Raw genomic sequence first — 11,978 nt, 5'->3', positions numbered from 1 at the left:
GGACCTTCGCACAGGTGTCCCAGGCCCTCGCACAGGTGTCCCAGGCCCTCGCACAGGTGTCCCAGACCTTCGCACAGGTGACCCAGACCTTCGCACAGGTGTTCCGGACCCTCGCACAGGTGTTCCGAACCCTGGCACAGGTGTTCCGAACCCTGGCACAGGTGTTCCGAACCCTGGGGCAGGTGTGCGGCGGCGCGGAACAGGGAGTCCGGCGCGCGAAACAGGGGGTTCACGCCGAACAGGATGGCGCGCCAGTTCAGCACCGCGCTCGTGGTGGCCTGGCGATCCCGTGCCCGCGGTTCCGAGAACTCAGCTCGCGGCGGCAGCCCGGGGGCGGTCACGCCCGATCAGGAATCGGTGGAACGCGCCGCGTCTGCCGACTGGCCCGGGGGGTGGGCGGCCCGCCGGAACCGCGCCCCCAGCCCAATCGCCACCGCGCCCCAGATCATCGCCAGCGGCGCGGTGATGAACGAAATGCCCACCGCGCCCAGGCCGATGGCCTGCATCCCCGCGAAGCACCACCCCGAGAGCACATCGCCGCCGCGGTAGACCGCGGTGTCGATGAAGCTCTTGGCCTTGTACTTGTCCTCGCGCGGGACGATGGTGTAGAGCACGTCGCGGGCGGGCTTGCCGAAGGCGAAGTTGCCCGCCCGGCGGAGCACCTGCACGCCCACGAACACCGCGACGATGGGCGGAACGCCCCCCCACCACCACGCCCCACCCGCCGCGTCGCCCGCATCGCCGCCCGACGCCCCGCCGCCCAGGTCCAGCCACGCCGCCCAGCCGATGAGCAGAAAGCCCGCCGCCGTGACGGCGGGCAGGATCGTGAGCGTGAGCGCCACGCCCAGCCGCTTCATCACACGACCCGTGAGGAACGCCTGGCACAGCAGCGACAGCGCGTTGACCGCCACATCAATCCGCGCGAAGAACGCCGCCCGCGCGTCCCGGCTCTCGAACGTCACATTCACCAGCTCCGCCTGCTGGTAGTACAGGACCGTCGAGGTGTACGTGTAGAGGAACACGTACGCCACGATGCCCAGCAGGTACGGCGAGGCGAGCGTGGTGGTGAACCCCGCCCACATGGTGCCGCGGATGGGCGCCTCGACAGCGGGCGTCACGCCCTCTCCCCCCGCTCGTTCTCCCTCTCCCCCGGGGAGAGGGCCGGGGTGAGGGTTCTTCGTGTCTCCCTCTCCCCCCGCCACGCGCCGCGCCTGCCGCATCAGCGCCGACACGCACCACACCGCCGCTTCGAGCAGCACGATGGTGACAAGCATCAGCGGCGTGCGCCCCAGCGGCTCGGCCAGGGCGCTGACCGCCAGCCCGCCCATCACGCCGCCGAAGGAAGCCCCGAAGGCGATGAAGCCGAAGAGCCGCTTGCCCTGGTCCGAGCGGAACAGGTCGGCCATGAAGCCCCAGAACACCGCGACGACGAAGAGGTTGTACACGCTCACCCACACGTAGAAGGCGAGCGCCACGGGGTACGAGGCGTCTTCCGGCAGCAGCGTCAGCGCCAGGAAGAACAGCATCAGGTTGAGGTTGAAGAAGCGGTAGACGAGCGGGATGAACGTCCGGCGCGAGTACCGCGCCACCAGCCAGGAGAACGCCGGCACCGCCGCCAGCATGGTGAAGAAGGTGGCGGTGTAAAGCCAGGGCAGGTCGTCCGCGCCGCGCACCGAGCCGATCTCGTCGCGCAGCGGGCGCAGCACGTAGTAGCCGCTCATCAGGCAGAAGAGGTAGAGCCACGACCAGCCGAGGGCGGCGACCTCGTGGGGCTTCACATCCACCGCGATCCGCAGCAGGGCGTGCAGGGGCGAGCCGGAGGATGCTCGTGGTTCGTTCATGCTCGCGCGCCCGGAAGGCGGATGGGCGTTCGACTCGCCGGGTTCGGGGAATGTATCGACGGGGCCGTCCAGGGTTGCGATGCGGGAGCCCGGGCGGCGCGCCGCGCCTCAGCGGATCGAAAGCACCACCACACCCGCGCAGACGAGCGTGACGCCGATGAGCTTCTGCACGTTCATGCTCTCCCCCAGCACCAGCCAGCCCAGCAGCACCGCGACGGCCGGGGCGACCGTGAAGGCGATGGGCTTGATGCGAGAAACCTCGCCCACGCTCAGCGCGAGATAGAAGCAGAGCATCCCGCCTGCACCGGCGATCAGCCCGGAGCCCAGCGCGAGCTTGGAGAGGACGGGCGCGCCCGCGCTGGCCCAGTCGCGCGGCTCACCGCCCCGTCCATGCACCAGAATCGCGTAGACCAGCCAGAGGATCGGCAGCGCGATGGTGGACCGCACCGCGATGGCGGTGATCGGGCCCACCTTGCCGGAATGGAGCACCGCCTTGGTGAAGAGTTCGCCCACGCCCCAGCAGAGCCCGGCCATGGTCGCCAACAGAATCGCTTTCATGACGGGGAGTGTACCGGCTGCCTGAAACAGGTCCGCCGCAGGTCTCAACGAAATGATTTCTGAAATAGTTTCTTGATACATGCAGCCAACGGAGTATGATGGAACGAGGTGCGCCGGACCCCTTCCAGCCCGCAGGCCGCTTCAGCCGAATCCAGCCGTTCCTCGTTCGAGGCGGAGGCGGAAGCGGTGGTTGCGTCCCTGCGCGGGGCCTTTGCGGAGGTGATTGAGACGGCGCTGGGTCGCGTCGCCACCGCCAAGGAGGTCGCCGACGGCTTCGGCGTGCATCGCAAGCTCGGCTGGCAGATCGCCCGTGTGGCGTACGACGATGACCCCTTCCATGCCGCCCGGTTCGTGCCGACCAGAAGGGCGATCGAGCCGTGGCTCGACGCCGCCCGTTCGCGCCGGGTGCCTGACGAGGTGCTGGCCCGGGTTGATCGCGCCATGGAGTCCTTCGAGCGGTTGCTTCATGCTCACGCCGGGGACCGCGAGTCGCTGGAGATGATGCTGGAGTCGTGCGCCGCGTCGCCCGACGCCGAAGCCGACCTTCGCTGGCGTGGGGAGGCCTTCCGCGGGCAGGCGTACATCCTGGGTGTGCGCGTGAAGACGCTGCTCTCGATGGCGGTGCTGGCTCCCTCCGCCGACCGCTCCGGATGGTTCGACATGGCGCGGGTGAACGCCCACCTGGGCTTCGTGCGTACGCGCTCCAACGTGCGCTGGGTCATCGGGCAGTCGGTCGTCATGGCGGGACCGGACGGATCGGTGATGCCCTCCACGCGCCAGCCGCTGGCGCCGGACGACGCGGCGCGTCACGGCGGGGTGCCGCTGATCGAGCGCTTCTGCTCCGCTCCGCTGCCGCCCATCGTGCGCCGGCCGGGGCCGGAGGGGCTGGTCGAGGACGAACTGCAGGCCGGACCGATCGGCGCCCGGGGCGAGGTGAACCTGGTCACCGGCGAGATCATGCGCTCCGTCGGCCCGGTGTGGCGCTCGCGCGAGGGCGAGGATGCGCTCTTCGGCACGGGGGTGCGCACTCCCGCCGAGATGCTGCTGTGCGATCTGTTCGTGCATCGGGATCTGTTCCCGGGCGTCGAACGCACCATCCGCGTCTACAGCGAACTCTTCTCTCCCGTCGCCCACGACGAGCGCGACCGGCTGGCGGTCTCCGACCAGGTCCACTCGCTGGGGCGCGGGTTGATGCGGCTCTCCGCTCCGGAAGCGCCTCGCTACGCCATGCTTGCCGCGTACGTCTTTGAGCGCTGCGGGTGGGAGCCGACCGCGTTCGACCTGTACCGCATCCGCATGGCCTATCCGCCACTGCCCGCCTCGGTGATGTTTCATCATCCCCTGCCGCCCGCTCCCGCGGGCGTGAACGAATCAACGCCCGGCGGCGCGTGAGTCGCCGCCGTTGGGGGGCCGTTCACTTTCCACCCCCTTTTCGCCTCATGGAGACACGAAGGATGGCAACCCGAACGAAACTGACCCTCGCCTCGTCGCTGGCCTTGTGGCTGGCCCCCGCCGCCCTGGCCGGCGGCATCGTGCATACCTACGAGTCATTCGGCGAGGGATTCCTCGGCGAATCGTTCTACCACAACGGCGTCACCTACCGCGACGCCAACAACGTCAACGGCTTCTTCCCGGACGGCACGCCCTTCACGCCGGATGACCTCGGACGACAGTTCATCATCGAGAACGCCGGACTGTTCTACGACGACTTCCCCGGATACGGCAGCCCCGTCAACTCGCTGACGTTCGGCATGGCCTTCGTGCCGGGCGAGAATCTCACCATCGGCCCGCTGGCCAGCGTGTGGATGACGCTGGACGCTCCCGCCACCAGCGCGCGGCTCGACATCGGGTTCTACGAGAACGGCCCGTGGGGCAACATCGACTGGGTGCTCGCCGCGGTGCGCAACGGCCAGGTCGTCGCCACCGACACCTACACGCTCGCCGACGGCGGCGGGCGCGACAACCCCGCGTGGACGACGCTGTCCATCGAAGGCGTGGAGTTCGATGAACTGCACCTGTATTCATGGCTCAACGGCGACTACACCGCCGCCCGCGGCATGATTGACAACCTGACGATCGGAACAGTCCCCGCGCCCGGCGCGCTGGCCCTGCTCGGCGCGGCGGGTCTGGTCCCGCGTCGCCGCCGCCGCGACACGCACTGAGCCGTCATCACGAACCTTCTCGATCCGACCGCCCGGTGCGGCGCGGCGCATCCGCCCGCCATGCCGGGCGGTTTCATTGGTCCCCGGTGCTCCATGCGCCCTGGACCTCATCCGCACCGGGCCTCCCGACCTGTTGATGCGGCGTAGAATCGGCCCACGCCGTGGAGTCCCGCGTTGCCCGCTCGAACTCTTCCCGACGCTGATGCGCTCGATCCCGTCCTGCTTTCCGACGTGGTGGCGGGACAGGCGCGCCTGACGCCCGAACAGGCCCTGCGTCTCTTTCACGAAATGCCCCTCTTCGAGCTGGGCCGCTGGGCCGACGCCCGGGCGCGGTTTGTGCATGGCGGCTCGATTCGCACCTACGTCATCGACCGCAACATCAACTACACCAACGTGTGCACCGCCAAGTGCACGTTCTGCGCCTTTCGGCGCGACGGTGATGAGCACGACGCCTACACGCTCGACTACGACGTGCTGCTGAACAAGGTGCGCGAGCTGGTGGCGATCGGCGGGACGCAGATTCTCATGCAGGGGGGCATGAACCCCGCGCTGCCTCTCTCGTGGTACAGCGAATTGCTGGAGCGCATCAAGGCCGAGTTTCCCCGCGTCCACGTCCACGCCTTCAGTCCGCCGGAGTTCATCGAGTTTGTGCACTTTTTCGACCCACCCGGGGCGACCCTGGAGGACAAGGTCCGACACGTGATGTCGCGCCTGCGCAGTGCGGGGCTGGATTCGGTGCCGGGCGGGGGAGGCGAGATCTTCGCGCCTGCCGTGCGACGCAAGATCGGCATCGGCAAGTGCGACGCCCAGGCGTGGCTCACCGTCATGCGCGTGGCGCACGAACTGGGCATGAACACCAGCGCCACCATGATGTTCGGCCACATCGAGGGCTACGCCGACCGCATCCACCACATGAACCTGGTGCGCCAGTGGCAGGATCGAGCGCTGGCGGACTTCCCCACCGGCGGGCGCTACATGGCGTTCATCTCCTGGCCGTTCCAGCGGGAGAACACGCCGCTGGGGCGGCTGAAGGAGTGGGGTCAGGGACCGGAAGGCGACGACCCCGACGCGCCCTTCCCGGGCGACGTGGTGGCCCGGCTCGACGGCGGCGGCACGAAGGATCTGCATCCGGAGTTCGGTCGGCGCCTCCGCATGTCAGGCGCCGCCGACTACCTTCGCACGCAGGCCATCTCGCGGCTGTTTCTCGACAACATCTACTCGATCGGGGCCTCGTGGGTCACCATGGGCCCGCACGTGGGGCAGATGGGGTTGCAGTTCGGAGCCACGGACATGGGCAGCGTGATGATGGAGGAAAACGTGGTTTCGAGCGCCGGGACCACGTACTGCCTGAACGAAGCCGTGCTCTGCCGCCTGATTCGCGATGCCGGTTTCGTTCCAGCGCAGCGGGACAACGCCTACCGACTGCTGCGCGTCCACGACGGACCGGATGCGCCGGACCGGCGCGTGACCGACTGGTCCACGCAGCGGGCCAGGCGACTGCACGTCCAGACCAGGGACGAACCCAGGCCGGTGGCTCTCACGGTTTCGCCAGCGGCGGCGAACAACGAATAAACGTCACCCGGTCACGACCGATCCGCGCGACCCGCCCCCACGCGGCGGGACAGTTCCGAGGTGCTGAACGCCTCGTCGAAGTCGTATACGCCGCGGAAGTCGTCGATGGTGTCAGACGGGGTCTTGCTCATCACGCCAGCGTCGATCATGGCGAAGACGATGCGGCCGAAGTCATCGGTGCGGTGAATGTGCCAGTGCCCAAGCACTGCTGGGGCCATCATGCCGTACTGCGCGATGGCGAACTCGCGCAGGCCGATGCAGAGCTGCTGGCCGGTCACGTGCCGATCCGCGTCCGGCATGGTCTTGGGGTCGCCGTGGATCAGATGCACGGTGAAGTTGAGCCCCTCGCGCACGAAGTTGACCGCCTCCATCGGGTACGGACCCGCGGAGCGGAGAATCTCCTCGAAGTCGATGGGGGCATGTGACTGGGCCATGAACGTCCTCCGACGGGCAATCCTATCGGCTTCCGTCACGTTTCCGCAACAGAATCCCGACGTTGTCCGCCACTGGTATACGGACGGATGACACATACGGGTTCCCGCGAAGATGGAACCTCAGCGGCTTGAGCGCCCATTCGCCCGCGTACCCCACGCCCACCCGAGGGGACCGGACGATTCGACCCCGTTTTGCCGGACCATCCCCGCTTTCCGGGGTTTCCTCGATGAACAGCCGCTGACTCACACGCATGTCTTCACAGTTGAAGGTCAGGTCGATGCCAAGCGCCTGGCAGAGTTTCGCCGGTCCCGAGCAGAGCGCCGTGGCTCGTTGGACGCCTCGACGACTCGCCATGACGTCCAGTCCCTCGATCGGTTCAATCGCCCGCAGCAGCACGGCGACGCCCTCGTCCCGCTCGCCGCATACCACGTTCAGGCAATGGTGCATGCCGTAGGTGAAATACACGTAGGCGTGCCCGCCGGGGAGATACATGGCCTCGTTGCGGGGTGTGCGGCGCCCGCCGAACGTGTGCGCGGCCCGATCCCGAGCGCCGAGATAGGCCTCGGTTTCGACGATCATCCCGCTCAGGCGCACGCCGTCGAGCACGCGAACCAATCGACAGCCGAGCAGCCGCCGGGCCATGGTCACGGGGTCGGCGTCGAAGGCGAGCAGTCGGAATGGCGTCGCACTCGTTCGAGGCATCATTCAGATCACCAAGCCGCGGTCAGGATGCAGAATCCACGTGGGCGAGGTGTTCGACATCAGGATGCCGCGCAGCGGGTCGCCGATCCACTCATCGGGCGGTTCGACGGCGAGGACGGATCGTCTTCCCGCTTCGCCTCGCGCTGATGAGGCGTCCACGGCCAGCGTCACCGTCGCTGGATCGAACCCCAGCGCCGCGGCGCCGTTGACTGTCGCCATACGAAGCAGCAGACGCGGGTCGACGCCATCGCGCCGGTGCAGCAGGCGCATCTCATCAAGCACGCTGATGCGTTCGGGCGTGTCGAGACAGAGCATGCTGTCCGTGCCCAGGCAGACGTTGACGCCCGCCTCCAGCATGTCGCGGTATCGGTGCGGCGCGCGGCCTGGAACGGGATGCCCGAAGTACGTGCTCGCCCGCGGGCAGTAGACCACGTGGACGCCCCACCTCGCCAGCATGGGCAGGTGCTCCATGTCCACGTAGTTCAGGTGAGCCGCGACGAATGGCGCCTCGCCCAACGCCTCGGCGACGTGCTCCACCGGATGCCGCCCCGAGGGCGTCATGGTGTCATCCCACACCCCGATGGAGCGAAGCAGGTCGGCGAACGCCCCTTCGCCGCGCCGCGTGAACAACTCCTCATCGAGCGTCTCCGCCAGATGGGTGGCGCAGGGCAGTCCGGAAGACGACGCGGCGCGGTAGACCTGAGGCCCGCAGGAATAGGGTGCGTGCGGCTGCACGCCCACGCGGACGGGACCGTCGGCTTGGCCATATTCCGCGCAAAGTGCTCGGATGCGCTCCACCGCCGCGCCCTGCGATCGCCCCACGCCGAACACCTCCACGTAACTCACGCCCGCCATGCCGACTTCGCGCAACACCTGCGCGGGAATCAACGAGCCCGCACCCGCGATGTCCCCGACGAGAGCCGTCCCGCCCGTGTCCGCCAGGGCCGCCCCCCGACGGACGGACGCCGCGATGTCCACGGAATCCACCGCCCGACCGGTCCGGACGAATCGAATCCAGTTGACAAAATCTCCACCGTAGTTGACAGGGCCGAGATGGGTCAGATCGAGGTGAGCATGCGCGTTGACCAGTCCGGGGACGAGGACTGACGACGGCAGGTCAACGACTCGGACGTCATCCGGCCTTCCGATGGCCTGAGGCGACCCGGCCGCAATCAGCCGCCCGTGTTCGATGAAAACCGCACCCGGGGCCGCGCGTACCATCTGTGCGTCAATCACCATCGCGGCACGGATGAGCACTCGGTCACTCGACATGAGTCGTCTGCGGTGGGGTCAATCGCCCGGCAAAACGTGGTGGAAATGCCTCGTTGAGCATTCCGGACGGTATGTGAAACTGGGCGGAGTTTACGCGCCCGCGTCGCGCGGAGTACACTGTGCGCCCGAAGGCACCCGAACCGACGGATTCGACATTCACCAGGAAGGAGCCGCCATGCATCGAAGAACCGTGTTTTCACTCGTCAGCGGTGTGGCCATGATGGCCATGGCCGCCGGTTGCGTCCCGCAGCAGAAGTACGATGACCTCGCCACCAGCTACAAGACGCTGCAGGAGGAACTGGTGCGGGCCGAGGCGGAGATCGACGCCAAGAACAACGCCAACCGCATGCTGCAGGATCGCCTCAACGCTTCCAGCGCGCAGTTGAGCAAGCTGGAAAGCGACAACCAGCGCCTCCACGCCGAACTCCAGAAGATGGGCATTGATTACGACGCCCTGCTCGCGCGGGTGAACTCGATCAACTTCGAGCCCCTGCCCTCCGACGTCAACGCGGCGCTGCAGCAGCTCGCGGCGCAGTACCCCGGACTCCTCACCTTCGACTCGCGGCTGGGCATGGTGCGATTCGCCAGCGACCTGACGTTCGCGCTGGGATCGGCGGACCTGCAGAGCAACGCCACCCAGTCGCTTCAGGCGCTGGCCGGCATCCTCAACAGCCCGTCACTGGCCACCTATGAAGTGAAGGTCGTGGGACACACCGACAACGTGCGCATCGCCCAGGCCCAGACGCTCGCCAAGCATCCGACCAACACCCACCTGTCGGTGCATCGCGCCATCTCAGTGGCGGATGCACTCATCGGCTCCAGCGTCGATCCGAGGCGCATTCAGGTCGCCGGCTACGGGCCCTACCGTCCCGTCATGCAGAATGGTCCGCGCGGTGCGGCGGAGAACCGGCGCGTGGAAATCTTCATCGTGCCCCTCACCGCCAATCTGGCCGAACTGCCTCCGGCGCAGCCCGAAACCGTCAATCAGCCGCTGGCGCGCCCGCAGGAGCCGATGAAGTGAGTTGATCGCCAACAAGACGAACCGCCCTCGCACCTGCACGGCAACCGCCGTGCAGGTGTCTTTCCGGAGCGCCCCATTCGCCACGCATCGGGTTCGACACGGTACAGTCTGTCGTTCACGCCATGTGACCCCGCTTCACGGAGTGCTCCGATGCCCGCCGCCTCTCGCCGCACACGACCTGCCCGCCCCGCCAAGCGCCGTCCCATCGTGGCGGATGATCTCAGGCGGTTCGTCTTCGTCAGCGACGCGCAGATCGCGCCAGACGGTTCGCGCCTGCTCATGACGCGCAAGCACGTCGGCGACAAGAACAAGTACGTCACCAACCTGTGGGTGGCCTCGTGCGGGGGCGGCGAACCCGTCCAGTTCACCAGCGGCGGCAAGGACCGCATGGGACGCTGGTCGCCTGACGGATCGCGCATCGCCTTCATCCGCTCGGGCGATGACGGCACAACCCAGATCTTCACCATGAGCGCGGCCGGCGGCGAGGCGGTTGCGCTCACCAGTTTCCCGGAGGGGTCGATCGCCTCGTTCAAGTGGTCGCCGGACGGGCGTTCGCTCGCCGTCTCCTATCGAGACACGCACCCGGAATGGACCAAGGCGGCGGAGAAGCATCGCGCCGAAAACGGCGCCAGCACGCCGCCCCGCATCACCGAGGACGTGTGGTACAAGCTCGACGGTGACGGCTACTTCCTCGACCGGCGATACCGGCTCTACGTCGTCAACGCCCGCACCGGCGTTCACCGGCTGCTCTCGGACCGCGACACGCTCGGGGGCTTCTCCTACGACTGGTCGCCGGACTCGAAGTCCATCGCCCTCACCGCCAACACCAACAGCAACGCCCTGCTGAAGGCGTGGAACGACCGCGTCTTCATCATCAACGTCGCCAGCGGGAGACACCGCGAGGTGCCCAACCTGCCGCAGGGCCCGAAGTCCAACGTGCAGTGGTCGCCCGACGGCAGCCGACTTGCGTGGGGCGGCCGCGTCGGCATCGACTCGGAATACAGCACCGAGAATCTGCGGCTCTACGTGTGCGACCCGCGCACCGGCGACCTGAGCGACCTCACCGGGCACGAGGATTACTGCCTCATGGCCGTCACGCTGAGCGACACGACCGACGCCGTGTTCGGGGCGTCATTCTGCTGGCATCCGGATGGCAGGCGGCTCGTCGCCCGCATCGGCTGGCATGGCGAGGGACGCGTGGCGATGATCAACGTGCGCCCGCGGCGCATCGCCTTCGTCGCCCAGGGTCGCTGCGAGCACAGCATCGGCAACTTCTCGGCGGATGGTTCGCGGCTCGCCGTGGTGCGCTCCAGCCCCACCGAACTCGCCGAGGCGGGCTACGCGACCTTCGGCGCCGCCGACATCAAGGTCACGCTGCGCACCGCGTTCAACCGCCCGTGGTTGAGCGAGGTGGAGGTGGCGGCGCCCGAATCGCACTGGATCAAGGCCGCCGACGGCACGCGCGTTCACGTGTGGGTGATGCGCCCGCCTCGGGCAAAGGGCCGCACGCCCGGCGTGCTTCAGATTCACGGCGGGCCGCACGCCATGTACGGCTGGACATTCTTCCACGAGTTCCAGACGCTTGCCGCCGCGGGATACACCGTGTTCTACTCCAACCCGCGCGGCAGCAAGGGCTACGGGCGCGACTTCTGCCACGCCATTCACGGCTCATGGGGCGGCAAGGACTGGGAGGACATTCAGGCCGTCACCACGTTCATGCAGCAGGATCGGCGCGTCGATGCCAGGCGTCTGGGCGTGATGGGCGGCAGTTACGGCGGCTACATGACCAACTGGGTCATCGGTCACACGCGGACCTTCCGGGGGGCCATCACCGACCGCTGCGTCTCCAACCTCATCAGCATGTGGGGCAACAGCGACTTCCCCGCCCAGCCCGACCGCTACTGGCCCGGCAACGCATGGGATCGGCCCGAGGCCGTATGGAACGCCAGCCCGATCAAGTACATGGGCAAGGCCCGCACGCCCACGCTCATCATCCACAGCGAGGGCGACCTGCGCTGCAACGTCGAACAGGCGGAGCAGGTCTTCACCATCCTGCGCACCCACAACGTGCCGACCCGCTTCGTGCGATACCCGCAATCGACCAGTCACGGCATGAGCCGCATCGGGCCGCCCGACCTGCGCCTTCACCGGCTGAGCGAAATCCTCAACTGGTGGGCGAAGTACCTCAAGTAGGTTTCCTCGCGGAACGAGCCAGCAGGTCACGCGCTGACGAACGTGGATGCACGTGGATGGACAGCCCGGTCAAGCGTTCCACGCTCAGCGGATCATCACCATCGTCCGACACTGATTGACGTGTTCCCGGTCAAGCACCCGTTGAAGTGAGTGACCTGATGGACTCCCGGAGCACACCGGAGACCCCCAGTCGTCGCCCCCCAAAAGCACGCCCGCCCCGAC

The 11,978-nt window shown here is 67.7% G+C and carries 10 protein-coding genes; 5 read left to right on the top strand and 5 right to left on the bottom strand.

Going from position 1 to position 11,978, the window contains the following annotated elements; genetic code table 11:
* Positions 1-347 precede the first annotated feature (347 nt).
* On the bottom strand, positions 348-1,841 hold the full coding sequence (locus HRU76_11945; protein ID QOJ18253.1) for an MFS transporter: 1,494 nt from the start codon (positions 1,839-1,841) through the stop codon (positions 348-350).
* 108 nt (positions 1,842-1,949) lie between these two features.
* The gene (locus HRU76_11940) at positions 1,950-2,399 is read right to left on the bottom strand and encodes an EamA family transporter (GenBank protein QOJ18252.1); all 450 of its coding nucleotides are present in this window, start codon (positions 2,397-2,399) and stop codon (positions 1,950-1,952) included.
* Positions 2,400-2,507: 108 nt separating this feature from the next.
* Here HRU76_11940 and HRU76_11935 point away from each other — a divergent pair, with 108 nt between their 5' ends.
* The 3 genes from HRU76_11935 to HRU76_11925 all read left to right on the top strand — a co-directional run bounded on the left by HRU76_11935 (position 2,508) and on the right by HRU76_11925 (position 6,133).
* Entirely contained in the window at positions 2,508-3,791 is a 1,284-nt protein-coding gene (locus tag HRU76_11935; GenBank protein ID QOJ18251.1) for a hypothetical protein, read from the top strand.
* 62 nt (positions 3,792-3,853) lie between these two features.
* Complete coding sequence (locus HRU76_11930) at positions 3,854-4,561, top strand: hypothetical protein (GenBank protein QOJ18250.1); 708 nt, start codon at positions 3,854-3,856, stop codon at positions 4,559-4,561.
* A gap of 174 nt (positions 4,562-4,735) precedes the next feature.
* Positions 4,736-6,133 (top strand): radical SAM protein, encoded by a 1,398-nt coding sequence (locus HRU76_11925; protein QOJ18249.1) that lies wholly within the window; start codon positions 4,736-4,738, stop codon positions 6,131-6,133.
* A gap of 11 nt (positions 6,134-6,144) precedes the next feature.
* On the opposite strand, the gene HRU76_11920 is transcribed toward HRU76_11925, so the two are convergent.
* Genes HRU76_11920 through HRU76_11910 form a run of 3 tightly spaced genes read right to left on the bottom strand, consistent with a single transcriptional unit; the run spans position 6,145 to position 8,542 of the window.
* Positions 6,145-6,567 (bottom strand): hypothetical protein, encoded by a 423-nt coding sequence (locus HRU76_11920; GenBank protein ID QOJ18248.1) that lies wholly within the window; start codon positions 6,565-6,567, stop codon positions 6,145-6,147.
* A 22-nt stretch (positions 6,568-6,589) separates the two neighbouring features.
* Positions 6,590-7,270 carry a DNA-3-methyladenine glycosylase gene (locus HRU76_11915; protein QOJ19179.1) on the bottom strand — a complete coding sequence of 227 codons (681 nt, stop codon included), beginning with the start codon at positions 7,268-7,270 and terminating at the stop codon, positions 6,590-6,592.
* Positions 7,271-7,273: 3 nt separating this feature from the next.
* Entirely contained in the window at positions 7,274-8,542 is a 1,269-nt protein-coding gene (locus tag HRU76_11910; GenBank protein QOJ18247.1) for an amidohydrolase family protein, read from the bottom strand.
* Between the two features lie 175 nt (positions 8,543-8,717).
* On the opposite strand from HRU76_11910, the gene HRU76_11905 reads away from it, so the two are divergent.
* Both HRU76_11905 and HRU76_11900 read left to right on the top strand, forming a co-directional pair.
* On the top strand, positions 8,718-9,563 hold the full coding sequence (locus tag HRU76_11905; GenBank protein ID QOJ18246.1) for an OmpA family protein: 846 nt from the start codon (positions 8,718-8,720) through the stop codon (positions 9,561-9,563).
* A 150-nt stretch (positions 9,564-9,713) separates the two neighbouring features.
* The gene (locus HRU76_11900; protein ID QOJ18245.1) at positions 9,714-11,756 is read left to right on the top strand and encodes a S9 family peptidase; all 2,043 of its coding nucleotides are present in this window, start codon (positions 9,714-9,716) and stop codon (positions 11,754-11,756) included.
* Positions 11,757-11,978 lie beyond the last annotated feature (222 nt).

The sequence above is a fragment of the Phycisphaeraceae bacterium genome (assembly GCA_015709595.1).
Classification (GTDB): domain Bacteria; phylum Planctomycetota; class Phycisphaerae; order Phycisphaerales; family SM1A02; genus CAADGA01.
This window is presented reverse-complemented; position numbering and strand designations above follow the sequence as displayed.

Excerpts from the sequence above, each read along its gene's own strand:
- HRU76_11910 (QOJ18247.1), bottom strand. The coding sequence starts at position 8,542 with ATGTCGAGTGACCGAGTGCTCATCCGTGCCGCGATGGTGATTGACGCA.
- HRU76_11930 (QOJ18250.1), top strand. The coding sequence starts at position 3,854 with ATGGCAACCCGAACGAAACTGACCCTCGCCTCGTCGCTGGCCTTGTGG.
- HRU76_11940 (QOJ18252.1), bottom strand. The coding sequence starts at position 2,399 with ATGAAAGCGATTCTGTTGGCGACCATGGCCGGGCTCTGCTGGGGCGTG.
- HRU76_11945 (QOJ18253.1), bottom strand. The coding sequence starts at position 1,841 with ATGAACGAACCACGAGCATCCTCCGGCTCGCCCCTGCACGCCCTGCTG.
- HRU76_11915 (QOJ19179.1), bottom strand. The coding sequence starts at position 7,270 with ATGCCTCGAACGAGTGCGACGCCATTCCGACTGCTCGCCTTCGACGCC.
- HRU76_11900 (QOJ18245.1), top strand. The coding sequence starts at position 9,714 with ATGCCCGCCGCCTCTCGCCGCACACGACCTGCCCGCCCCGCCAAGCGC.
- HRU76_11920 (QOJ18248.1), bottom strand. The coding sequence starts at position 6,567 with ATGGCCCAGTCACATGCCCCCATCGACTTCGAGGAGATTCTCCGCTCC.
- HRU76_11905 (QOJ18246.1), top strand. The coding sequence starts at position 8,718 with ATGCATCGAAGAACCGTGTTTTCACTCGTCAGCGGTGTGGCCATGATG.